The organism is Streptomyces sp. NPDC088350 (assembly GCF_044753545.1).
Lineage (GTDB): Bacteria > Actinomycetota > Actinomycetes > Streptomycetales > Streptomycetaceae > Streptomyces.
The window spans coordinates 140,023-161,840 of sequence record NZ_JBIVNL010000014.1 but is presented as its reverse complement, the minus strand read 5'-3'; the positions used below and the strand labels follow the sequence as shown (position 1 = coordinate 161,840).

Sequence of the window (21,818 nt, the reverse complement as noted above, 5' to 3'; positions counted from 1 at the left end):
CGCGGGACGGGGTCGTCCTGGCCGGTCCCGGTCAACTGCCTTGCGCGGGCGGTGCCTTCCCCCTAGGGGTTTGGGGGAGGCACGGCCTCCGTGTGTCATACCCCAGTCGTACGCGGAGTTGGCTCCCGGGTCTGACGCTTATCCCTCGGGGATTTGGTCAGATGGAGAACACGGAAATCACCACTCCTCACCGATTCGGGTGAGAATGGCGGCACAGGGTGGGACGTGCAGAGGACGGACTGGCCGCCGCCGACGACGGAGGTAAGGCAGACATGGCACCGTACGAAACCGACGACAGCGCGGACACCGGAGAGCGCGACGAGCTCCGGGCCGGGCGGCGCAGGGCGGCGCGGTACATCGTCCCGGTCACCGTGGTGGGGGTGGCGGCGGCGACCATCGGACTGGTCCCGGCGCTCGCCGACTCCGGCGACCCGAATCTCCCGAAGATCACCGCACAGCAGCTCATCGACAAGATCGCCAAGTCGGACGTCCAGCAGCTGTCCGGCACCGTGAAGATCAGCACTGACCTGGGCCTGCCCAACCTCGGCGGCCTGGAGAGCAGCATGCTGTCCGGCGCCACGAAGTCCGGCGACGGCTCCTCCGCCGACCCCACGACCAAGCTCACCGAGCTGGCCACCGGCACCCACACCCTGCGCGTCGCGGCCGACGGCCCCGACAAGCAGAAGATCTCCCTCCTGGAGAACGCGGCGGAGTACAGCCTCATCCACAACGGCAAGGACGTCTGGGGCTACGACAGCCAGTCGAACGAGGTCTACCACGGCACCGCCGCCGACTCCTCGAAGAGCGACGAGACCAGGGCCACACCCAAGGGCCTCACCGACGAGGCGCTGAAGTCGGTCGACGCCACCACCTCGGTCACCGTCGACGGCACCGAGCACGTCGCGGGCCGCGACGCCTACAAGCTGCTGATCAAGCCCAAGCAGTCCGGTACGACGGTCGGCACGATCAGCATCGCGGTGGACTCCAAGACGGGCCTGCCGCTCAAGTTCACGCTCACCCCGGCGAGCGGCGGCGCGGCCGTCGTAGACGTCGGCTTCACCCAGCTCAGCCTCGCCAAGCCGGCCGCCTCGACCTTCGACTTCAAGACGCCCAAGGGCGCGAAGGTCACCACGGAGGACAGCGCCAAGAAGGCGGCCCCGGACCACTCCGGCAAGCCGGGCAGGCTCGGCAAGCCCGGCAAGTCCGGCGGGGACCTCGGCAAGGGCCCCGACGGCCTCACGGTCCTCGGCAAGGGCTGGAACTCCATCGCCACCTTCGACACCGGCGGCCAGGGCGTCCCGTCCGGCTCCGCGTCCGGCGGCGGCGACCTCGGCGGCGTCATCAGCTCGCTCGGCGACAAGGTGAAGGGCACGTTCGGCTCGGGCACGGTCTTCTCGACCCGCCTGATCAACGCCCTGGTCACCGACGACGGCAAGGTGTACGTCGGCGCGGTCACCAAGAGCGCGCTGGTGAAGGCGGCCGACGCGGCGAAGTAGACACCTACGGCCGGCCAACCGCCGTAGGGGGACGAGGAATTGAGGGAGCCGATGGGCGAACCGTCCGCTGACGAGACGGAACGTGTGGGGGCGGGTGACGGCATCATCGCCACCCGCGGTCTCACCAAGCGCTTCCGCGGCGGACAGCTCGCCGTGGACGGTCTCGACCTGACCGTCCCGGCGGGCAGTGTCTTCGGCTTCCTCGGCCCGAACGGCTCGGGCAAGACCACCACCATCCGCATGCTGATGGGCCTGATCGAACCGACCTCCGGCACGGCCCGCGTCCTGGGCCGCCCCATGCCGAGATCCGTCCGTACCGTCCTCCCGCACGTCGGCGCCCTGATCGAGGGCCCCGCCCTGTACGGCTTCCTCTCCGGCCGCGACAACCTCCTGCGCTACGACGCCGCCGACCCGACCGCCGACCCGCGCACGAGGCGGGACCGTGTCGCCGCCGCCCTCGACCGGGTGGGTCTGACGGCCGCCGCCGGCAAGAAGGCGAAGGCGTACTCCCTGGGCATGAAGCAGCGGCTGGGCCTCGCCTCCGCACTGCTCCAGCCCCGCAAGCTGCTCGTCCTCGACGAGCCGACGAACGGCCTCGACCCGCAGGGCATGCGCGAAATCCGTTCCCTGATCCGGGAGTTGGCCTCCGACGGCACGACGGTCTTCCTCTCCTCCCACCTCCTCGACGAGATCGAGCAGGTGTGCACCCACGCGGCGGTGATGGCACAGGGCAAGCTGATCACCCAGGGCTCGGTGGCCGAGCTGGCGGCAGGCACCAGGGGCCGGCTGTTCGTGACGACCCCCGACACCGGGGACGCGGCACGGGTACTGAAGGAACAGGGGCTGGCGGACGTGGCCGTAGCCGAGGAGCGGGTGACGGCGGAGCCGCCGGACCGTGAACTCGCCGAACTGAACGCGGCGTTGGTGACCGCCGGAGTCCGCGTCCGCGGCTTCGGGGTCGAACGGGCCTCCCTGGAGGACGCGTTCGTGGCGCTCACGGGGGAGGGCTTCGATGTCGCAGGCTGACCTCGCCGTGCGGGCGCCCCGCCTGACGTGGACCTTCGGACTGCTGCGCAACGAGCTGGTGACCACCTTCCGCCGCTGGCGGACGATCGCGCTGCTCGGTGTGCTGGCCGCCGTGCCGATCCTGGTCGGGATCGCGGTCAAGCTGGAGACGCAGGGCGGGGCGGGGCGCGGGGACGGCGGGGGCGGCCCGGTGTTCATCGCGCAGATCACCAACAACGGCCTGTTCCTGGTGTTCACGGCACTCGCCGCGACCCTCCCCTTCTTCCTCCCCATGGCCATCGGGGTCGTCGCGGGCGACGCGATCGCGGGCGAGGCGAGCGGCGGCACCCTGCGCTACCTCCTGGTCGCCCCGGCCGGCCGCACCCGCCTGCTGCTCACCAAGTACGCGACGGTGATGACGTTCTGCCTGGTGGCCACCCTGGTCGTGGCGCTCTCCGCGCTCACGGTGGGGGCGTTGCTCTTCCCCCTGGGCGATCTGACGACGATCTCCGGCACCCAGATCAGCTTCGCGGAGGGCCTGGGCCGGGCCCTGCTGATCGCGCTGGTGGTCGCCGCGTCACTGACCGGCATAGCCGCCCTGGGCCTGTTCATCTCGACGATGACGAGCAGCGGCATCGCGGCGATGGCGACGACGGTGGGCCTGCTGATCACCGTCCAGATCCTCGACCAGATCCCCCAACTGCACGCGCTCCAGCCGTACTTCTTCTCCCACTACTGGCTGTCCTTCGCCGACCTCATGCGCGAACCGGTCTACTGGGACGACCTGGTGAAGAACCTCGGTCTCCAGGCCCTGTACGTGGCGGTGTTCGGGTCGGCGGCCTGGGCGAGGTTCACGGCGAAGGACATCACGGCGTAGGACGACACCGCGTAGGACGACACGGCGTAGGGCTCGGTCAGTCTCCGGTCTCGTGCGGGAAACGGGCGAGGGCGGCTTCCTGCGCGAAGAACGTCTTCGCCCGGGACAGCGCCCCCGAGTCCTTCAGTACGTCGCCGCGTCCGCTGCCGTTGCCGAGCAGGACCCCGCCGAAGCGCATTTTCAGGTAGGCGGCCGAGTTGTTGAGGGTGCCGATCAGCGGGTCGGCGACCAGGGGTTCGCCGTCGGCGAGAGCGGCGACGCCCCAGAGGGTGCGGCCGGCCATCGTCGCCCTGAAGTCGGCGCCGGGGACGCGCAGCCAGTCGGACCAGTAGTCCAGGTAGCGCTTGGTGAGACCGGAGAGCGCGTACCAGTAGACCGGCGAGGCGATCACGATGTCCGTCGCGGCCAGGGTGGCGTCGAGGAGCTGCTTGACGTTGTCGTCCGTGGGCGCCTGGACGGGACCGTCGTGCCGGATGTCCACGAAGTCGGGGAGCGGGTGGTCGGCGAGGTGTATCCACCGCTGCTCGACGTCCGAGGGGAGCTGTTCCGCGGCCCTGCGGGCGAGGAGTTCGGTGTTGCCCTCGGTACGGGCGCTGCCCAGCACGAAGAGGAAACGGCGGGTCATGGGTCCCCCAGGTTCGGTCGGGTTCGGTTGGGTTCAGTCAGGTTCAGGAAGATTCGATCGGCGCGCAGCGATTACCGGCATCTGCATTATATGCACGCGCAATCATCTGTCCATGGGGTGTCGGTCCATGGGGGTGTCCGTCCATGGAGTGTCTGATCAGGGGGCCCGTGTACGAGGTGTCAGCGAGGATGCCGGGCCGCGCCCGTGAGCCGGGCCAGCGTCTCCGTCTCGCGGGGCGGTTCGCCGCTCAGGTCGCCGATGCGCCAGGCCGGTACCCACGGCACCCGGTACACGTCGATCACCGACTCGATGGCCTTGGCGTACTGGGCCAGCGGCCGGGGCAGCCGCCCGGGCGCGTCCGCGACGAGGACGACCGCGTCGAGGCCGAGCCCCGCCGGTGCCGCACCACGCCGGAAGACCTCCAGGGCACGGGAGACGGAGGCCAGCCCGGCCGCGTGCGTGCGGGCGACGAGCAGCACCGACGGCGGGTCCTCGGGCCCGGGCCAGTCGCGTCCGCAGTCCTGGCCGCCGTAGACGGAGGTGAGGGTGGTGACGCCGGCGCCGCCGTGGGTGGCGACCCAGGAGAAACGGCGCGGGGCGGCGGGGATACTGGAGGGGCGCTCGGGCACCTGCGGTGTCCCCGCGTGCGGACCGTTGTCCACCGGTCCACGGAGCCAGATCTCCGGCCCCCGCTGTCCACCTGTCTGCATGACCGAGCTCCTCCCTCGTGGTCCCGCCGCATCCTCACGGCATCCGAACGGGCGCGCGACGGCTCCGGGAACTCCTGGGACGAGGCTGTGACGTCGCGGTGACCTGAGAACCGGAAGGGAACGGCGAGACTCAACAGTACGCGTACGAACGGATCTTGACGCTGGGGAGCGCTGGCCGCGCCTCTCCGACGCATGCGAGTGAGGGAACCGATGACTCGACTCAGCCGCGAGCAGAAGCGGGAACAGAAGCGAGCCGCACGCTCGGCACCCGCCGCGTCCCCCTTCGAGGTACGGGTACCCGCGGACGGCCCGAGCGCGGGCGGCGCGTCGATCGGCGGCGTGCCGGTCGCGGTGCCGCCCGGCGAGGAGATCCAGCACGTGGTCCTCAGTCACCTCCACCGCATTGCCACAGCCACCGGCCACCCCGTCCACGCCACGATCCATGACGACCGCATCGGGTACGTCGTACCGCTCCAGGTCGACCCGGACGGCTCCAGCCACTTCTCGGCGGAGCCGGTGGCGATGGGGGCGGTGTCGGCGGGGGCGACGGGGGCGACGGGGGCCGCGACCGGGTTTCCCGCGCCGCCCGCGGTGCCGCCCGCGGAGGTCGTAGCGCCCGCGGAGGTCACGGGGGTCGCGGCGGTCGCGGCGGTCGTAGAACCGGAACGGCGTCCGGAGGCGCAGCCGGAACCCGAGGGCGACCGGCGTCGGGGTGGTGACCCGGTGACGCATCGGCTGCGGGCGGTGCCGGAGTCGGCGGGGGAGGTGGTTCCGACCTTCCCGTTGCGGGCGGTGCCCGAGGCGGCGGGGGAGTCGGCGCCGACGTTCCCGCTGCACGCCGTGCCGGAGTCGGGGCAGGGCGGTATCCCACTCGGCTCGGTGCAGCCGCCGACGGGGGCGTTCGGGCCGCCGCCGAGCATGGACGGGGCGCCGAGCATGGACGGGGCGCCGGTCGTGGGCATGCCGCCGGTCTTGGGCGCGGGGGCGGTCGCGAACGTAGCGCCGGATGCGGATATCGCGCCGGTCTGGGGCGCGGGGGCGGTCGCGGATGTGCCGCCGGTCGTGGACGCGGGGCCGGTCGCGGATGCGGCGCCGGTCTGGGACGCCGGGTCGGTTGCGGAGGCGGCGCCGGTCCTGGACGTGAGGCCGGTTTTGGACGTACCGCCGCCGGTCACGGGCGTACCGCCGTTCATGGACGCGAGGCCGGTCGTGACGGACGTACCGGAGACGACGTACGCCCCCGAACGCGCCCCCCGCCCGACACCCATCCCAAGCCCCATCGCAAGCGCCACCCCCATTCCCGCTCCCATTCCCGCTCCCATCCCCATCCCCGATCTCGCCCTCACCGCCCCGGAACCGGACCCCAAGCCGACACCCGCCCGGGGGTTCGACGCGGTGGCCGAGGCGGTGCTCGGGGACGAGCCGATGGCGACCGACGGGGAAGGCACCGCGTTTCTCGTGGAGCCGATGGGACGGATCAACGAGGCCGTGAAGGCGGGGCGGCTGGAGGAGGCGGCGGGGCTCGCTGAGCGGACCGTGGACGAGGCGGCGGGCGGGCTCGGGCCGGAGCACCCGGAAGTGCTGCGGTTGCGTGAACTCACCGCCTACATCGCCTACTTGGCCGGTGACCCGCTCCGCTCCTTCCACCTCTCCCTCGACCTCGCCGGCATCCGCCACCGTGCCCGCGACGCGGAGGCCGCCTACGGCAACGTGCAGAGCGCGGCCACGGCCTGGCGTGCCGTACGCGACCCGGAGCAGGGCCTGGCCCTCGGCCGCGCCCTGATCGACCTGTGGACCGAACTCGCCACCGAGGACGGCCCCGCCGCCGAGGACATAGAGCAACTGGAGTCCGCCCGCGCCCGCATGGGCCGCCTCACCGAACGCGCCCGCAGGTCCACCGGCTGAAGCACGCCCGAGTTCCGCCGGCTACGCCACGCAGAACTCGTTGCCCTCGGGGTCCGCCATCACCACCCACGCGCCGGCGGGCTCCGACACCCGGCGCAGCACGCTCGCGCCCAGCGCGGTCAGCCGTTCCACCTCGGTCTCCCGCCGGCCCTCGCCCGGGTGCAGATCGAGATGCAGCCGGTTCTTGACGGTCTTCGTCTCCGGCACCCGCTGGAACAGCACCCGCCGGCCCAGCCCGGTGCCGCGCTCCTTGTCGTACGGGTCGTCGGGATGCCGTACGGCGATGAGGTCACGGAAGGCCGGGCGGCCGTGGAAGTCGACGGTCGCGGCGGCGGGCAACGCGCCCAGTTCCAGGAGCCGTTCGACGAGCGCGCTGTTGTCCTCGGCCTCGTAGTGGAGGGCGGCGGCCCAGAAGTCGGCCTGCGCGTGCGGGTCGGCGGCGTCGATGACGAGCTTCCAGTGGAGAGGGGTGGGAGTGCCGCCTGTCGGCGCGGGAGTCTGTGTCATGGCACTCACTCTGGCACCGGTGCGACGCGCCCGCGGGGCTACGCCTCGACCGGGTCGACAGGGTTCGTACGCGCGGTCGCGGTCCTGTCGTGCGGGACCGCCGCCGCTGCCGCCCTGCCCCTGCGTGCCGTGCGCCACGCGTCCGTCGTCAGGAGGACGAGGGCCAGCCACACCAGGGCGAAGCCCGCCCACCGTGCGGGTGGCATCGACTCGTGGAAGTAGAAGATGCCGAGCAGGAACTGGAAGACCGGTGCCATGTACTGCAACAGCCCCAGCGTCGACAGCGGCACCCGTATCGCGGCGGCGCCGAAGCAGACCAGGGGGAGTGCGGTGACGATGCCGGTGGAGGCGAGGAGCGTGGCGTGGCCGACGCCCTCCTGCGCGAACGTCGCCTCACCGTGCGCGCCCAGCCACAGCAGATAGCCGAGCGCGGGCAGGAACTGGATCGCGGTCTCGGCGGCCAGCGACTCGATACCGCCGAGGTTGACCTTCTTCTTCACCAGGCCGTAGGTCGCGAAGGAGAAGGCGAGGCAGAGGGAGATCCACGGCGGCCGGCCGTAGCCGACGGTCAGGACGAGCACGGCGGCGACGCCGACGCCGACCGCGGCCCACTGCGCCGGGCGGAGCCGTTCCTTCAGGAGCAGGACGCCCATCGCGATGGTGACGAGGGGGTTGATGAAGTAGCCGAGTGAGGCCTCGACGACGTGGCCGCTGTTCACGGCCCAGATGTAGACGCCCCAGTTGACGGTGATGAAGGCCGCGGCGATCGTGACGAGCGCCAACTTGCGTGGCTGGCGCAGCAGTTCACCGGCCCAGGCCCAGCGCCGGACCACGAGGAGCGCGACGGCGACGAAGGCGAGCGACCACACCATCCGGTGGGCGAGGATCTCGGCGGCGCCGGCCGGCTTGAGCAGCGGCCAGAAGAGTGGGACGAGACCCCACATGCCGTATGCGGCGAAGCCGTTCAGCAGACCTGTCCGGTGCTGTTCGCCCTTCGGCTTCCCGCTCACGGGCCCCTCCTTCGCACGCCACGCCCGACTGCGTCCGCGCAGCCAGGACGAAGGTAACGCCGGGCGCCCCCGCGTGTCATGCCCGTATCGCTATACGGTCATGACGCACGGGGGCGGGAGGCGTCCTTCGGACTTCGGGGGTCCTTCGCGCTTCGGTGGCCCTTCGGGGTCCTGCGGTGGGTCCTCAAGGGTCCTTCAGCGGCCCTTAGGGGCCCTTAGGGGCCCTTAGGTGGTTCGGTGGGCCTTGGGGTCCTTGGGGCCCTTGGGGGTGTCAGCCCTTGAGTGCGACCGCGATCGACTCGGCCATCGGCGTCGTGGGGCGGCCGGCCAGGCGGGAGAGGTCGCCGGTGGACACGACCAGCTCGCCCTTCCCGATGGAGGCGTCGACACCGACGAGGATCGCGGCGAACGGCTCGGGCAGTCCGGCACCGGTGAGGATGCCGACGAGAACCTCGCCGGGGACGTTGTTGTAGGCGATCTCCTTGCCGGTCTGCGTGCTCAGCTCGGCCGCGTACTCGGCGAAGCTCCACGCCTCGTCGCCGCCCAGCTCGTACGTCTTGTTCTCGTGGCCCTCGCCGGTCAGCACGGCGACGGCGGCAGCGGCGTAGTCGGCGCGCGTGGCGGAGGAGACCCGGCCGTCACCGGCGGCGGCCAGGACCGCGTTGTGCTCCAGGACCGGGGCCAGCTGCTCCGTGTAGTTCTCGTTGTACCAGCCGTTGCGAAGCAGGGTGTACGGCAGACCGGAGGCGAGCAGTGCCTCCTCGGTGCCGCGGTGGTCGTCGGCCAGCGCGGCGGTGAGGCTGCCGGGGGCGCTGGTGTAGGCGAGGAGCGCGACACCGGCGGTCTTGGCGGCCTCGATGACGACCTTGTGCTGCTCGACCCGGCCCTTGTCGAACTCGTTGCCGGAGATCAGCAGCACCTTGTCGCCGGCGGCGAAGACGGTGCCGAAGGTCTCGGGGGTGTTGTAGTCCGCGACCACGAGCTTCACCCCGCGGTCGGCGAAGTCGGCGGCCTTCTCCGGGGTGCGGACGACGGCGGTGATCTGGTCGGCCGGAACCTTCTCCAGCAGCTGCTCCACTACGTGACGGCCGAGATGTCCGGTGGCTCCGGTGACGACGATGCTCATGGTGACGACTCCTTGTGGGGTGCGGTGCCACTAACCCTAGGGGGTGCGCTAACTCTGCGAAAGTACCCACTTTGAAGTAAGGTACTGGCATGGCAGTAAGCAGTGAGGTGGCAGGCGCGAACGCCGACGGCAAGACGATCAGCGAGACGATGTGCCCGTACCGCCTGGTCCTGGAACACGTCACGTCCCGCTGGGGCGTTCTGGTCCTGATCGAACTCCTCGACCGCCCGTACCGCTTCAGCGAACTCCGCCGGGCGGTCGGGCAGGTGAAGCCGGTGAGCGAGAAGATGCTGGCGCAGACGCTGCAGACGCTTGAGCGGGACGGCCTGGTGCATCGCGACGCCAAGCCGGTGATTCCGCCGCGGGTGGACTATTCGCTGACCGGGATGGGGCGCGAGGCGGCGGAGCAGGTGCGGGGGCTGGCGCTGTGGACGCAGGAGCGGATGGGGGAGGTGGAGAAGGCGCGGGAGGCTTATGACGCGGCGAGGGGGCGAACCGGTACCGCCGGGGTGCTCTAGACCTCCCCTGTGCGTGGCACGTCCTTCCGTGCGCCCCCTTTCCGCCTCGCGCGCTGCTTCCAAGGGGTGGCCGGCGTGAGAGTGTGCCCGTCCGAGAGGAGCCCATGCATATGCGCCACGAGCCCTCAACCGCCCGCATGGTCCGTCGCCTTGGCGATTCTCCGAGTCGACGCGGCTCCAGCTCCGGCGCGACCTGTCCCGACCTCTTCGAGCTCGCCGACGGAGACTTCGCCGTCATCGGGACGGACCGTACCGAGGAACTCGACCGACTACTCCCCAACGACGCATCCCGTGCCGATCACGAACGCCTTGTCGTCATCACCCGCGAGACCCTGATCCGGGCCAAGCGGGACATCCCCGACGCGTGACGTGACCCGACATGACGTGACCCGACGTGACCCGACGCGTGACGTGAGCGGACAAGAGGGCCCGGGCAGTGAGCCCAGGCCCTCATGCTTCAGAGAGACGGAAGCTGTCAGCCCACGACCGTCCAGGTGTCCCCACCCGCCAACAGCGCGGCCAGGTCACCCTTCCCGTTCTGCACGATCGCCGTGTCCAACTGGTCGGCCATCTGCGTGTCGTACACAGCCCGCTCCACCGACCGCAGCACCCCGATCGGCGTGTGGTGCAGGGTGTCCGGGTCGGCCAGCCGGGACAGGGCGAAGGCTGTTGTCGGGGACGTCGCGTGGGCGTCGTGGACCAGGATCTCGGACTCGTTGGCCGGGGTCACGTCGACCACCTTCAGGTCACCCGTGGCCGCGTCCCGCACGACCCCCCGCGCGCCCTCCGCGCCGAACCGGATCGGCTTCCCGTGTTCGAGGCGGATCACCGCCTCCTCGGCCTGCTGGCGGTCCTTCAGCGCGTCGAAGGCGCCGTCGTTGAAGATGTTGCAGTTCTGGTAGATCTCGACCAGGGCCGTACCGGGGTGGGCGGCTGCCTCGCGCAGGACCTGGGTCAGGTGTTTGCGGTCCGAGTCGATCGTGCGGGCCACGAAGGACGCCTCCGCGCCGATCGCGAGCGACACCGGGTTGAAGGGGGCGTCGAGCGAGCCCATCGGCGTGGACTTGGTGATCTTGCCGACCTCGCTCGTCGGCGAGTACTGGCCCTTCGTCAGGCCGTAGATCCGGTTGTTGAAGAGGAGGATCTTGAGGTTGACGTTGCGGCGCAGGGCGTGGATCAGGTGGTTGCCGCCGATGGACAGCGCGTCGCCGTCGCCCGTGACCACCCATACCGACAGGTCCCGCCTGCTCGCCGCCAGTCCGGTGGCGATCGCGGGGGCCCGGCCGTGGATCGAGTGCATGCCGTACGTGTTCATGTAGTACGGGAAGCGGGAGGAGCAGCCGATGCCGGAGACGAAGACGATGTTCTCCTTGGCGAGGCCCAGTTCCGGCATGAAACCCTGTACCGCCGCGAGGATCGCGTAGTCACCGCAGCCGGGGCACCAGCGCACTTCCTGATCGGACTTGAAGTCCTTCATGGACTGCGCGGCCTCGGCCTTGGGGACGAGTGAGAGCGCCTCGATCGTGCCCGTGCCTTCCGTGGACGTCTCAGCCATCGATGGCCTCCTTGAGAGCCGTGGCGAGCTGCTCAGCCTTGAACGGCATGCCGTTCACCTGGTTGTACGAGTGGGCGTCCACCAGGTACTTCGCCCGGACCAGCGTGGCGAGCTGGCCGAGGTTCATCTCGGGGATCACCACTCTGTCGTAACGCTTCAGGACCGCGCCGAGATTCCGCGGGAAGGGGTTGAGATGGCGCAGGTGCGCCTGCGCGATCGACTCGCCGGACCCGCGCAGGCGCCGGACCGCCGCGGTGATGGGGCCGAACGTGGAGCCCCAGCCGAGGACCAGCGTGCGCGCCTCGTGGGGGTCGTCGACCGTCAGATCCGGTACGTCGATGCCGTCGATCTTGGCCTGGCGGGTGCGGACCATGAAGTCGTGGTTGGCGGGGTCGTAGGAGATGTTGCCCGTGCCGTCCTGCTTCTCGATGCCGCCGATGCGGTGTTCGAGGCCGGGGGTGCCGGGGACGGCCCAGGGGCGGGCGAGGGTCTGCGGGTCGCGTTTGTAGGGCCAGAAGACCTCGGTGCCGTCGTCCAGGGTGTGGTTCGGGCCCTGGGCGAACTGGACGGTGAGGTCCGGGAGTTCGTCGATGTCGGGGATGCGCCAGGGCTCGGAGCCGTTGGCCAGGTAGCCGTCCGAGAGGAGCATCACCGGGGTGCGGTACGTCAGCGCGATCCGCGCGGCCTCGATCGCCGCGTCGAAGCAGTCGGCCGGCGTGCAGGGGGCGACGATCGGGACCGGCGCCTCGCCGTTGCGCCCGAACATCGCCTGGAGCAGGTCGGCCTGTTCCGTCTTGGTCGGCAGCCCGGTGGACGGCCCGCCGCGCTGGATGTCCAGGACGAGGAGCGGCAGTTCGAGGGAGACGGCCAGACCGATCGTCTCCGACTTCAGGGCCACCCCCGGGCCGGAGGTCGTGGTGACGGCGAGGGAACCGCCGAAGGCCGCGCCCAGCGCCGCGCCGATGCCCGCGATCTCGTCCTCGGCCTGGAAGGTCCGTACGCCGAAGTTCTTGTGCTTGCTGAGTTCGTGCAGGATGTCGGAGGCCGGGGTGATCGGGTACGAGCCCAGGAACAGCGGCAGGTCCGCCTGCTGGGACGCGGCGACCAAACCGTAGGACAGGGCCAGGTTCCCGGAGATGTTGCGGTAGGTGCCGGTCGGGAAGGCGGTGGCGGCCGGGGCGACCTCGTAGGAGACCGCGAAGTCCTCCGTCGTCTCGCCGAAGTTCCAACCCGCCCTGAACGCGGCGATGTTGGCCGCCGCGATCTCCGGCTTCTTGGCGAACTTGGACTTCAGGAACTTCTCGGTGCCCTCGGTCGGCCGGTGGTACATCCACGACAGCAGGCCCAGCGCGAACATGTTCTTGCTGCGCTCGGCCTCCTTGCGGGTCAGGCCGAAGTCCTTCAACGCCTCGACGGTGAGGGTCGTGAGGGGGACGGGGTGCAGGCTGTAGCCGTCCAGTGAGCCGTCGTCGAGCGGGGAGGCGGCGTAACCCACCTTCTGCAGCGCCCGTTTGGTGAACTCGTCCGTGTTGACGATGATCTCCGCGCCGCGCGGCACATCGGCGATGTTCGCCTTCAGGGCGGCGGGATTCATCGCGACCAGCACGTTGGGCGCGTCGCCCGGGGTCAGGATGTCGTGGTCGGCGAAATGCAGCTGGAACGACGAAACCCCCGGCAGGGTGCCTGCGGGGGCGCGGATCTCGGCCGGGAAGTTCGGCAGGGTGGAGAGGTCGTTCCCGAAGGACGCCGTCTCCGAGGTGAAGCGGTCACCGGTGAGCTGCATACCGTCACCCGAGTCACCGGCGAACCGGATGATCACCCGGTCCAGGCGTTGGACGTCCTTCACCCCCGCCGGTTTGCGCTGTTCCCCTACGACGGCTCCGTCGGCCTGCTCCGCTGGGCTACTGACCTGGCTGGTCACTGAACTGGACCTCCTCTTCGAGGACGCTGTCCGGGCATGGTCGTACTGCCGACCCTCCCAGGATCAACCCTACGTCTGTAAGGGTCGCCTTCCTTCGGCCGTTCGCATGATGGACGCTGTTTTGAGACGGCTGGACGCCCTGACTTGTCATGATTTCCCGCCCCCCGACGCTTCCCTTGAAGACGCTCCCGTTGCGCTGGCTGGTTCTCGGACTCGGCTGACAGTGGACTGACGGCTGACTGACGGCGGCGGACAACCGCCGGTGGATGGCCGGACAGCTGACACAGTGTCAGTTTGTCAGGAGTTGAGGTAGGTGAGGACGGCCAGAACACGCCGGTGATCCCCGTCACTCGGCGACAGCCCCAGCTTCAGGAAGATGTTGCTGACGTGCTTCTCGACCGCGCCGTCGCTCACCACCAGCTGCCGGGCTATCGCGGAGTTCGTCCGCCCCTCCGCCATCAGCCCCAGCACCTCGCGCTCCCGCGGGGTGAGCCGGACCAGCACATCCTGCTTACGGCTGCGCCCGAGCAGCTGCGCGACCACCTCAGGGTCCAGCGCCGTACCCCCCGAGGCCACCCGCACCACCGCGTCGACGAACTCACGCACCTCGGCCACCCGGTCCTTGAGCAGATAGCCGACGCCGTGCGTGGAACCGGCCAGCAGTTCGGTGGCGTAGCGCTCCTCCACGTACTGCGACAGCACCAGCACGCCGAGACCGGGATGCGCCTTGCGCAGCTCCACCGCCGCCCGTACGCCCTCGTCGGTGTGGGTCGGCGGCATCCGTACGTCTGCTACGACGACGTCCGGCAGCGCGCCCTGATCGGCCAGCTCGGTGATGGTCTTGACCAGCGCGTCCCCGTCCCCCACCCCGGCCACCACGTCGTGCCCCCGGTCGGTCAGCAACCGGGTCAGGCCCTCCCTGAGCAGCACTGAATCCTCGGCGATGACCACCCGCACCCTGTCCTCCACGATGTTCGGCCCCCCATAGCCTGCCCCGCCGTCCCGCGCCGGCCGCGCCCTGTTCGCGTCCGTCCGCACGGCAGGTCCAGCATTCCAGTATTCGGACCGCGGTGCGTCCGGGCGACTGGAATAGGGGGGTGGTGGGGTGGGTTCAGGCCAGCGGATTCCGGCCTGGGAGGGGCTCGCTTGTCAGTGGGGGACGGGTTCGTCCAGCCGGTTCGGTGATCGCTTTCAGCGGGGATCGGCAACATCTGGCCCGTCCGGCGTCCGCTTTTCAGCGCAGGCCGGCATCAACCGGCCCGTCCGGCGTTTGAGGACGAGGCCGTTCAGGCCGAAGGGGGTCCGGGGGCGCAGCCCCCAGGGGGACGGGCAGGGGGCTCGACCTCTCAACTCCGCACCCCTCACCCCCGCCAGGGCAGCTCCGCCGTGATCCGGGTAGGCCCACCCGCCGGTGAGTCGACCACCAGAATCCCGTCCACCGCATCGAGCCGCCCGGCAAGACCGGCCAGCCCCGAACCGCCGGAGGCATCCGCACCGCCCACCCCGTTGTCCACGACCTGAAGCATCAGCCGGTTCTCGACCCGCCACACGTCCACCGCCGCCGACGTGGCCTTCGCGTGCTTGCTGATGTTCTGCAGCAGCTCGGAGACGGTGAAGTACGCGATCCCCTCGATGGCCGCCGCCGGCCGCGCCGGCAGATCCACGTCCACCTGCACCGGCACCGTGCAGCGCGAGGCGACGGACGACAGGGCCGCGTCGAGCCCCCGGTCCGTCAGCACCGCGGGATGGATCCCGCGCGCCAGATCCCGCAGCTCCTGCAACGCCGTCTTCACCTCGCCGTGCGCCTCGCCCACCATCCGCGCCGCCGCCTCCGGGTCCTCCGTCAGCTTCTCCTTCGCCAGCCCCAGATCCATGGCCAGCGCCACGAGGCGGGCCTGCGCGCCGTCGTGCAGGTCCCGCTCGATGCGCCGCAGGTCGGCCGCCGCCGTGTCGACCACGACACCCCGGTCCGACTCCAGCTCCACGACGCGCGTCGCCAGCTTCGACGGGCCGAGCAGCCCGTGCACCATCAGCCGGTCCACCATCGTCAGTGCCCGCACGATCCACGGCGTGGCCAGCGTGAACAGCAGTCCCACCAGCGCGGTCACGGTGATCTCGAAGGGGTTGTCCAGATAGATCCGGTGGTGCTCGTCGCCGTAGAGCTGAAGGCCGCCCCCACCGCCGTACATCGGGAAGAGCCAGAACCAGAGCGGGTACGTCAGCATGGCCCAGCCGTACGCCCAGAAGCTGAGGGCGACGACGAAGGAGAAGACCGCCCAGGGGAAGTGCAGCACCGCGTACAGCAGATGGCGCCAGGACGTGCCGCTCTTGAGGACGGCTCCCATCCAGGACATCGGGCCGTTCTTCTTCATCCGCAGCGGCTCGGGGTCGGCGACGTCCAGGTGGAGCAGCCCGCGGGCCCGCGCCCGCTCCAGCGCGCCGAAGCCGCGGCAGCCGGCCAGCGCGCCCGCCAGGACCGGAATACCGAGGAACGTGATGAGCAGGCCCGCGCCCAGCGACACCATCGTGATCGCGTAGGTGAAGAGCAGGATGCTGATCGGCAGGCTCAGCAGGACGTAGCCGAACTCGCGCCAGTGGCGCGCCTCCAGGGGGGCGCGCAGCGCGGTCGGCAGCCGGCGCCGGCCTCGGCGTCGCTCGTCGAGGTCGAACCTGCCGTGCGATCCGTACCCCTGCCCGTACTCCGTGGCCATTGACGTCGTCCCGTTCTACTCGTTTCCGCAGCCGTGTCGCAGCCGTGCTGTCGTATCTCCAGACTGCTCGGCCGCAGCTCCGCGGACCATGGAGTCCGTCGGCCTCTCGGGAGGGGGGTTTTCCCTACCCCCGGCTTTCCGCTACCTGCGGCTCCGCCCTCCCCGGACCGGTTCGGTGGTCCGTTCACGCCAGGGCGGGTCCGCCGTGACGGTCGTAGGGCCGCCGGGGTGGGGAATCGAGGATGAACAACAGCCCGTCGGGCAGCGGGGGTCGCTACCTCTGACCACCCGGCTCGGCGGTCCGCTCGCGCCACGGCAGCTCCGCCGTCACCGTCGTGGGCCCCCCGGGCGGCGAGTCGAGGACGAAGAGCCCGTCGACCGCCCCGACGCGGTCGGCGAGGCCGCGCATCCCCGTGCCGCCGTCGAGGCGGGCGCCGCCGCGGCCGTCGTCCCAGACCTGGATGAGCAGCCGGTCCTCCGCCCGCCACACGTCCACCGACGCCGAACGGGCGCCGCTGTGCTTGCTGATGTTCTGCAGCAGCTCGGAGACCGTGAAGTACGCGATGCCTTCGATCGCCGCCGCCGGGCGCGCGCCCAGGTCGGCCGTCACCTTCACCGGCACCGTGCAGCGCGAGGCGACGGAGGAGAGAGCCGCGTCGAGGCCGCGGTCGGTGAGGACGGCGGGATGGATCCCGCGCGCCAGATCCCGCAGCTCCTGGAGCGCGAGCTTCACCTCGCCGTGCGCCTCGTCGACCATCGCGGCGACGTGCTCGTCGGACTGCCCTTCGAGCAGCTTCTCCTTGGCCAGCCCCAGCCCCATCGCCAGATTGACCAGCCGGGCCTGCGCCCCGTCGTGCAGATCGCGCTCGATCCGCCGCAGATCCGCCGCCGCCGTGTCGACCACGACCCCCCGGTCGGACTCCAGTTCGGCGATACGGCGCTCCAGCTCGTCGGAGGGGGAGAGGAGGCCGCGCACCATCGCCCGGTCCGCGTTCGCCAGCCCGCGCGCGATGAACGGCAGCACCGGCCACAGCACGAACAGCGAGGTCAGCGTGATGGTGAAGGTGACGATGCCCCACGGCAACCGCATCCCGTCGTACAGCACCGTCCGCCAGCCCACCGGGTCCTTCAGTGCCATCCACACCCGTTGCAGCAGCCCGCCCCCCTTGCGCAACGGCAACGGCAACGGGCTCGGCTCGTCGATCCGCACCCCGAGCAGCCGCCGGGCCCGGCCCCGCTCGAACTTCCCGATCAGCCGCGCGCCCATCAACCCCAGCGCGAGCAGCGGAAACCCGACCACGGTGATCGTGAGCAGGGAGCTGGTGAACAGCACCGTCGCCACGTAGACGAAGCCGAACACCGACATCGGCAGATTCGCCAGGAGATGCGCGATCTCCTTCCAGGTGTGTCTGTCGTAGGCGAAACGGGCCCGCGGCAGGGGCTCGTCGAGCTTCTCGCCGCCGGATGCCGCCGGGTCGGCGAAGGGGATGCGTACGGTCATACGGGCCAGGGTGCCGCGCGGCGCGCCCCGGCGCCATGAGGTCTGCCGCCCCGGCCCCCGGGGGAAAACCCCACCACGGCATCTCGGGCGGATCTCAAGCCGTGACGGGCTGCTTACGGTCCCTTTAACAGGGCCTAGACTCCCGTGCGTACGGATCGTCGAACACAGAGTTCACACGGGTCACCGGGGTACCAGGGGCACCGGGGTGCCGAGGTACCGGGCCGAACTGCCGGCCACCGGCGAAGAGGAGGGGTCGGACTTGCGGGAGACGTTGCCAGGGACCTTGCCGGAGAGCCTGGCGGGGACCTTTCGGGAGACCTTGCGGGAGCCGACCGTGGTCGTCGCGGCGGACTACTTCCGGTCCTACTCCGTCGTGGGCCTGCTCGCCGTCGTCGGCGTCCTCTTCGTCGCCGTGGCCTTCGGCGCGGGCCGCCTGCTGCGCCCGGTCGTCCCCACCCCTGAGAAACTCCTGACGTACGAGTGCGGCGTCGACCCCGTCGGCGAGGGCTGGGCCCACACCCAGGTCCGCTACTACGTCTACGCGTTCCTGTACGTCGTCTTCGCCGTCGACTCGATCTTCCTCTTCCCCTGGGCCACGGTCTTCGCCGCGCCGGGCTACGGCGCGACCACCCTCGTGGAGATGTTCATCTTCCTCGGCTTCCTCGCCGTGGGCCTGCTGTACGCATACAAGAAGGGCGTCCTGGCATGGACGTGACCCCCGAGCCCGTGCTGTTGCCGGAGCCGAAACGGCTGGGCACCCTCGCCCGCCTCGCCCCCGAACCGATGAAGGTGGTCCTCAACTGGGGCCGCCGCTACTCCCTCTGGGTCTTCAACTTCGGCCTCGCCTGCTGCGCCATCGAGTTCATCGCCGCGTCCATGGCCCGCCACGACTTCATCCGCCTCGGCGTCATCCCCTTCGCACCGGGCCCGCGCCAGGCCGACCTGATGGTCGTCTCCGGCACGGTCACCGACAAGATGGCCCCCGCCGTGAAACGCCTCTACGAACAGATGCCGGAACCGAAATACGTCATCTCCTTCGGCGCCTGCTCCAACTGCGGCGGCCCGTACTGGGACTCCTACTCCGTCACCAAGGGCGTCGACCAGATCATCCCGGTCGACGTCTACGTCCCCGGCTGCCCACCCCGCCCCGAAGCCCTCCTCCAGGGCATCCTCAAACTCCAGGAGAAGATCGCCCGGGAGTCGCTGGGGGAGCGGTACGGGTACGGATCCGGGTCCGGGGCCGGATCCGCGGGGGCGCGCCCCTCGACGGCGGCACTGCAGAGCGGGCTGGTGACAGCGCCGGTGCGGGGTGGTGGCTCGGCGGGTGCGGGTACGGGTGCGGGTACGGGTGCGGGTGAAGGTGAGGGGTCGTCCTCCGATTCCGACTCCGGTACGGCTGGTACGGCTGGTACGGCTGGTACGGCTGGTACGGCCTCGGGGGATCCCCGATGACCGCCGTCGGTTGGCTGCCCGCCCCCACCGAGGAACTCTTCGGTACGGAGGCCACGGCCGAGGAGTCGTACGAGCTCCTCACGGTCGACGTACCACCCACCGCCTGGATCCCCGCCCTGCGCACCGCCCGCGACGACCTGGGCTGCACCTACTTCGACTGGCTCAGCGCGGTCGACGAACCGGGCACCGGCTTCCGCGTCTCGGCCCACGTCGTGGCACTGGCACCGGTACGCCGTCTCCTCGTCCGTACGACGGTTCCGCACGAGAACCCGGCACTCCCCACCGCCGTGGACGTCTACGCGGGCGCCGCCTGGCACGAACGCGAGACCCACGAGATGTTCGGCGTCGACTTCGAGGGCCACCCGGCACTGGACCACCTCCTCCTCCCGGAAACCTTCGAAGGCCACCCCCTCCGCAAGGACTTCGTCCTGGCGGCCCGCGTAGCCAAGGCCTGGCCCGGCGCCAAGGAACCGGGCGAGTCCGACCACGGCGGCCCCAAACGCCGCCAGATGCTCCCACCGGGCGTCCCCGACCCGAACGAATGGGGCCCCCTGAAGGGCCAACTCCCCCCGGCCCCCGCCCGCCCCACCCGAGGCGCAGCCCGAGCGGCGGGAGACCGCCCGGTGCGAGCGGCAGGTGAACGTCCGGGGCAAGCGGCGGGCGAGCGGCCGGCCCGAGCGGCAGGTGAACGCCCGGTACGCGCGGTAGGCGACCGTCCGGTACGACGCGCCCGCACGGCATCGGAGGGCTCGGCGAGCCAGACGGCACCGGGCGGGGGCGCGGTGCCGGCACCCGCGACGGAACCGGCATCACCAGCAGAGCCAGCACCAGCCCCCGCGACGGAACCGGCACCACCAGCAGAGCCAGCACCAGCCCCCGCGACGGAACCGGCACCACCAGCAGAGCCAGTACCGGCACCCGCAACAGAACCGGCACCGGAATCGGCGCGGGAGGGCGCCCCCACCAAGCCCACCACCACCCCCCGCAGCACGGACGCACCGTGGCACTACGCCCGCCCAGCCTTCGACGAGCCCGAGCCCGAGCCAGCGGCGGCGGCGGCGAAGCCGAGCCCTGCGAATCGGCCGGCCGACGGACCGTCAGTCGAAACCGACTCGGCCGCACCTGAACCCGCACCTGACCCCGCTCCGGAAGCGGCTCAACTCGACCCGGCCGCAACCGAACCCACTCCGGTCGCACCTGAACCCACTCCGGAAGCGACCGAACCCGCTCCAGAACCAGCCGACCCCACCCCCGGCGCAGCCGACCCCACCCCCGACACCCCAGCAGGAGGCCCGCAGTGAACGACGCGCTCGACGTCGCCCTGCGACTCCTGATCGTCTTCGTCGTCTTCCTCACCTTCCCCCTGATCGTCGGTCAGACCGAGCACAAGGTGATGGCCCACATGCAGGGCCGCCTCGGCCCGATGTACGCCGGCGGCTTCCACGGCTGGGCCCAACTCGTCGCGGACGGCGTGAAGTTCGCACAGAAGGAAGACATCGTCCCGGCGGGCGCGGACCGCCGTATCTTCCAACTCGCCCCCGCTGTCGCCCTCCTCCCGTATCTGCTCGTCCTCCTCGCCATCCCGATCGGCCCGAGCGAAGGCGCCGTCGGCCAACTCCTGGACGCGGGTATCTTCTTCGTCCTCGCGGTGATGGGCGTGAGCGTGCTCGGCTCCCTCATGGCCGGCTGGGCCTCCGCCAACAAGTTCTCCCTCCTCGGCGGCCTCCGCACCGCCGCGCAACTCCTCGCCTACGAACTCCCCATGCTGCTCACCGCCGCCTCCGTGGCGATGGCAGCCGGCACGGTCTCCCTCCCCGGCATCCTCGACGCCTTCCACTGGTGGTGGCTGCCCTGGCAACTCGTCGGCGCGATCGTGTTCTTCGTGGCGGGCCTGGCCGAACTCCAGCGCCCTCCCTTCGACATGCCCGTCGCCGACTCCGAGATCATCTTCGGCGCCTACACCGAGTACACCGGTCTCCGCTTCGCCCTCTTCCTCCTCGCCGAGTACGCCGGAATCGTCGTCCTGTGCGGCCTGACCACCGTCCTCTTCCTGGGCGGCTGGCACGGCCCGTGGGGCGCGGACGGCCTCGGCTGGGTCTGGACCCTGCTGAAGACCGCACTCCTCGCCTTCGTCGTCATCTGGCTCCGCGTCACCTATCCCCGCCTGCGCGAGGACCAGCTCCAGAAACTCTCCTGGACCCTCCTCGTCCCCCTCTCCCTCGCTCAGATCGCCCTCACCGGCATCGTGAAGGTGGTGTTCCTCTGATGTCCCCGATCCCCGGCTCCGGCCTGGCCAAGGGTCTGGCCGTCACCCTCCGCACGATGACGAAGAAGACCGTCACCGAGCAGTACCCCGACACCCAGCCCGACCTCCCGCCCCGCACCCGGGGTGTCATCGGCCTGTTCGAGGAGAACTGCACGGTCTGCATGCTCTGCGCCCGCGAGTGCCCCGACTGGTGCATCTACATCGACTCCCACAAGGAGACGGTCCCGGCGGCGGCCCCCGGTGGCCGCGAGCGCAGCCGCAACGTCCTCGACCGCTTCGCCATCGACTTCTCCCTGTGCATGTACTGCGGTATCTGCATCGAGGTCTGTCCTTTCGACGCGCTGTTCTGGTCCCCGGAGTTCGAGTACGCCGAGACCGACATCCACGAACTCACCCACGAACGCGACAAGCTCCGCGAGTGGATGTGGACCGTCCCGGCCCCACCCGCCCTCGACCCCGGCGCCGAGGAACCCAAGGAGATCGCCGCCGCCCACAAGACCGCCGAGAAGCTGGCCGCGACTCAGGCCCTTGCGCAGGCAGCGCCCGTCGACCCCACCGACCCGCCGGAGGGACAGTCGTGACCCTCGCCGCAACCGCAACCGCAACCGCAACCGCAACCGCAACCGCCACGAC

21 protein-coding genes are annotated in these 21,818 nt (G+C 70.6%); 11 read left to right on the top strand and 10 right to left on the bottom strand.

Going from position 1 to position 21,818, the window contains the following annotated elements; translation table 11 throughout:
* Positions 1-272: 272 nt before the first annotated feature.
* From ACIQBL_RS39805 to ACIQBL_RS39795, 3 genes are read left to right on the top strand one after another with little or no spacing between them, the layout of a single operon-like run.
* Complete coding sequence (locus ACIQBL_RS39805; RefSeq protein ID WP_401951455.1) at positions 273-1,496, top strand: outer membrane lipoprotein carrier protein LolA; 1,224 nt, start codon at positions 273-275, stop codon at positions 1,494-1,496.
* 51 nt (positions 1,497-1,547) lie between these two features.
* Entirely contained in the window at positions 1,548-2,522 is a 975-nt protein-coding gene (locus ACIQBL_RS39800; RefSeq protein ID WP_401951452.1) for an ABC transporter ATP-binding protein, read from the top strand.
* Entirely contained in the window at positions 2,509-3,378 is an 870-nt protein-coding gene (locus tag ACIQBL_RS39795; RefSeq protein ID WP_401951450.1) for an ABC transporter permease, read from the top strand. The genes ACIQBL_RS39800 and ACIQBL_RS39795 overlap by 14 nt, the downstream gene beginning before the upstream one ends.
* Positions 3,379-3,415: 37 nt before the next feature.
* Here the strand turns inward: ACIQBL_RS39795 and ACIQBL_RS39790 are convergent, their stop codons facing one another.
* Both ACIQBL_RS39790 and ACIQBL_RS39785 read right to left on the bottom strand, forming a co-directional pair.
* Complete coding sequence (locus tag ACIQBL_RS39790; protein ID WP_401951447.1) at positions 3,416-4,003, bottom strand: flavodoxin family protein; 588 nt, start codon at positions 4,001-4,003, stop codon at positions 3,416-3,418.
* Positions 4,004-4,182: 179 nt separating this feature from the next.
* A complete protein-coding gene (locus tag ACIQBL_RS39785) occupies positions 4,183-4,713 on the bottom strand; it encodes a DUF6668 family protein (protein ID WP_401951445.1) in 531 nt (176 codons plus the stop codon).
* Positions 4,714-4,923: 210 nt separating this feature from the next.
* Between ACIQBL_RS39785 and ACIQBL_RS39780 the strand changes: the two genes are divergently transcribed.
* On the top strand, positions 4,924-6,618 hold the full coding sequence (locus ACIQBL_RS39780) for a tetratricopeptide repeat protein (protein ID WP_401951442.1): 1,695 nt from the start codon (positions 4,924-4,926) through the stop codon (positions 6,616-6,618).
* Positions 6,619-6,639: 21 nt separating this feature from the next.
* Here the strand turns inward: ACIQBL_RS39780 and ACIQBL_RS39775 are convergent, their stop codons facing one another.
* The 3 genes from ACIQBL_RS39775 to ACIQBL_RS39765 form a co-directional block, all read right to left on the bottom strand.
* Positions 6,640-7,125, bottom strand: a complete 486-nt coding sequence (locus ACIQBL_RS39775) for a VOC family protein (RefSeq protein WP_401951440.1) — start codon at positions 7,123-7,125, stop codon at positions 6,640-6,642.
* A gap of 38 nt (positions 7,126-7,163) precedes the next feature.
* Complete coding sequence (rarD, locus tag ACIQBL_RS39770; RefSeq protein ID WP_401951437.1) at positions 7,164-8,135, bottom strand: EamA family transporter RarD; 972 nt, start codon at positions 8,133-8,135, stop codon at positions 7,164-7,166.
* Positions 8,136-8,406: 271 nt separating this feature from the next.
* Complete coding sequence (locus ACIQBL_RS39765; RefSeq protein WP_401951434.1) at positions 8,407-9,261, bottom strand: SDR family oxidoreductase; 855 nt, start codon at positions 9,259-9,261, stop codon at positions 8,407-8,409.
* Positions 9,262-9,350: 89 nt separating this feature from the next.
* On the opposite strand from ACIQBL_RS39765, the gene ACIQBL_RS39760 reads away from it, so the two are divergent.
* Both ACIQBL_RS39760 and ACIQBL_RS39755 read left to right on the top strand, forming a co-directional pair.
* Positions 9,351-9,779, top strand: a complete 429-nt coding sequence (locus ACIQBL_RS39760) for a winged helix-turn-helix transcriptional regulator (RefSeq protein WP_401951431.1) — start codon at positions 9,351-9,353, stop codon at positions 9,777-9,779.
* A gap of 110 nt (positions 9,780-9,889) precedes the next feature.
* Positions 9,890-10,147, top strand: coding sequence for a hypothetical protein (locus ACIQBL_RS39755; protein ID WP_401951429.1), 258 nt, complete (start codon positions 9,890-9,892; stop codon positions 10,145-10,147).
* A gap of 107 nt (positions 10,148-10,254) precedes the next feature.
* On the opposite strand, the gene ACIQBL_RS39750 is transcribed toward ACIQBL_RS39755, so the two are convergent.
* The 5 genes from ACIQBL_RS39750 to ACIQBL_RS39730 form a co-directional block, all read right to left on the bottom strand.
* Positions 10,255-11,334: a 2-oxoacid:ferredoxin oxidoreductase subunit beta gene (locus ACIQBL_RS39750; RefSeq protein ID WP_401951426.1), complete on the bottom strand. Its 1,080-nt coding sequence runs from the start codon at positions 11,332-11,334 to the stop codon at positions 10,255-10,257.
* The gene (locus ACIQBL_RS39745; RefSeq protein WP_401951423.1) at positions 11,327-13,255 is read right to left on the bottom strand and encodes a 2-oxoacid:acceptor oxidoreductase subunit alpha; all 1,929 of its coding nucleotides are present in this window, start codon (positions 13,253-13,255) and stop codon (positions 11,327-11,329) included. The genes ACIQBL_RS39750 and ACIQBL_RS39745 overlap by 8 nt, the downstream gene beginning before the upstream one ends.
* Positions 13,256-13,552: 297 nt before the next feature.
* Entirely contained in the window at positions 13,553-14,212 is a 660-nt protein-coding gene (locus tag ACIQBL_RS39740) for a response regulator transcription factor (protein ID WP_026179104.1), read from the bottom strand.
* Between the two features lie 404 nt (positions 14,213-14,616).
* Positions 14,617-15,966 carry a sensor histidine kinase gene (locus tag ACIQBL_RS39735; protein ID WP_401951420.1) on the bottom strand — a complete coding sequence of 450 codons (1,350 nt, stop codon included), beginning with the start codon at positions 15,964-15,966 and terminating at the stop codon, positions 14,617-14,619.
* Positions 15,967-16,240: 274 nt separating this feature from the next.
* Positions 16,241-17,467 carry a sensor histidine kinase gene (locus ACIQBL_RS39730; protein WP_401951418.1) on the bottom strand — a complete coding sequence of 409 codons (1,227 nt, stop codon included), beginning with the start codon at positions 17,465-17,467 and terminating at the stop codon, positions 16,241-16,243.
* Between the two features lie 319 nt (positions 17,468-17,786).
* Between ACIQBL_RS39730 and ACIQBL_RS39725 the strand changes: the two genes are divergently transcribed.
* Genes ACIQBL_RS39725 through ACIQBL_RS39705 form a run of 5 tightly spaced genes read left to right on the top strand, consistent with a single transcriptional unit; the run spans position 17,787 to position 21,766 of the window.
* On the top strand, positions 17,787-18,182 hold the full coding sequence (locus ACIQBL_RS39725; RefSeq protein ID WP_329265568.1) for an NADH-quinone oxidoreductase subunit A: 396 nt from the start codon (positions 17,787-17,789) through the stop codon (positions 18,180-18,182).
* The gene (locus tag ACIQBL_RS39720) at positions 18,173-18,919 is read left to right on the top strand and encodes an NADH-quinone oxidoreductase subunit B (protein WP_401951416.1); all 747 of its coding nucleotides are present in this window, start codon (positions 18,173-18,175) and stop codon (positions 18,917-18,919) included. Before ACIQBL_RS39725 ends, ACIQBL_RS39720 begins: the two co-directional genes overlap by 10 nt.
* The gene (locus tag ACIQBL_RS39715; protein WP_401951413.1) at positions 18,916-20,220 is read left to right on the top strand and encodes an NADH-quinone oxidoreductase subunit C; all 1,305 of its coding nucleotides are present in this window, start codon (positions 18,916-18,918) and stop codon (positions 20,218-20,220) included. The genes ACIQBL_RS39720 and ACIQBL_RS39715 overlap by 4 nt, the downstream gene beginning before the upstream one ends.
* The gene (locus ACIQBL_RS39710; protein WP_401951410.1) at positions 20,217-21,185 is read left to right on the top strand and encodes an NADH-quinone oxidoreductase subunit H; all 969 of its coding nucleotides are present in this window, start codon (positions 20,217-20,219) and stop codon (positions 21,183-21,185) included. Before ACIQBL_RS39715 ends, ACIQBL_RS39710 begins: the two co-directional genes overlap by 4 nt.
* On the top strand, positions 21,185-21,766 hold the full coding sequence (locus tag ACIQBL_RS39705; RefSeq protein WP_401951408.1) for a NuoI/complex I 23 kDa subunit family protein: 582 nt from the start codon (positions 21,185-21,187) through the stop codon (positions 21,764-21,766). The genes ACIQBL_RS39710 and ACIQBL_RS39705 overlap by 1 nt, the downstream gene beginning before the upstream one ends.
* Positions 21,767-21,818 lie beyond the last annotated feature (52 nt).

What these genes read in the sequence shown, in the direction of transcription:
- ACIQBL_RS39805 (WP_401951455.1), top strand. Translation starts at nt 273, where the DNA reads ATGGCACCGTACGAAACCGACGACAGCGCGGACACCGGAGAGCGCGAC.
- ACIQBL_RS39800 (WP_401951452.1), top strand. Translation starts at nt 1,548, where the DNA reads ATGGGCGAACCGTCCGCTGACGAGACGGAACGTGTGGGGGCGGGTGAC.
- ACIQBL_RS39795 (WP_401951450.1), top strand. Translation starts at nt 2,509, where the DNA reads ATGTCGCAGGCTGACCTCGCCGTGCGGGCGCCCCGCCTGACGTGGACC.
- ACIQBL_RS39790 (WP_401951447.1), bottom strand. Translation starts at nt 4,003, where the DNA reads ATGACCCGCCGTTTCCTCTTCGTGCTGGGCAGCGCCCGTACCGAGGGC.
- ACIQBL_RS39785 (WP_401951445.1), bottom strand. Translation starts at nt 4,713, where the DNA reads ATGCAGACAGGTGGACAGCGGGGGCCGGAGATCTGGCTCCGTGGACCG.
- ACIQBL_RS39780 (WP_401951442.1), top strand. Translation starts at nt 4,924, where the DNA reads ATGACTCGACTCAGCCGCGAGCAGAAGCGGGAACAGAAGCGAGCCGCA.
- ACIQBL_RS39775 (WP_401951440.1), bottom strand. Translation starts at nt 7,125, where the DNA reads ATGACACAGACTCCCGCGCCGACAGGCGGCACTCCCACCCCTCTCCAC.
- ACIQBL_RS39765 (WP_401951434.1), bottom strand. Translation starts at nt 9,261, where the DNA reads ATGAGCATCGTCGTCACCGGAGCCACCGGACATCTCGGCCGTCACGTA.
- ACIQBL_RS39760 (WP_401951431.1), top strand. Translation starts at nt 9,351, where the DNA reads ATGGCAGTAAGCAGTGAGGTGGCAGGCGCGAACGCCGACGGCAAGACG.
- ACIQBL_RS39755 (WP_401951429.1), top strand. Translation starts at nt 9,890, where the DNA reads ATGCGCCACGAGCCCTCAACCGCCCGCATGGTCCGTCGCCTTGGCGAT.
- ACIQBL_RS39750 (WP_401951426.1), bottom strand. Translation starts at nt 11,334, where the DNA reads ATGGCTGAGACGTCCACGGAAGGCACGGGCACGATCGAGGCGCTCTCA.
- ACIQBL_RS39735 (WP_401951420.1), bottom strand. Translation starts at nt 15,966, where the DNA reads ATGGCCACGGAGTACGGGCAGGGGTACGGATCGCACGGCAGGTTCGAC.
- ACIQBL_RS39730 (WP_401951418.1), bottom strand. Translation starts at nt 17,467, where the DNA reads ATGACCGTACGCATCCCCTTCGCCGACCCGGCGGCATCCGGCGGCGAG.
- ACIQBL_RS39720 (WP_401951416.1), top strand. Translation starts at nt 18,173, where the DNA reads ATGGACGTGACCCCCGAGCCCGTGCTGTTGCCGGAGCCGAAACGGCTG.
- ACIQBL_RS39715 (WP_401951413.1), top strand. Translation starts at nt 18,916, where the DNA reads ATGACCGCCGTCGGTTGGCTGCCCGCCCCCACCGAGGAACTCTTCGGT.
- ACIQBL_RS39705 (WP_401951408.1), top strand. Translation starts at nt 21,185, where the DNA reads ATGTCCCCGATCCCCGGCTCCGGCCTGGCCAAGGGTCTGGCCGTCACC.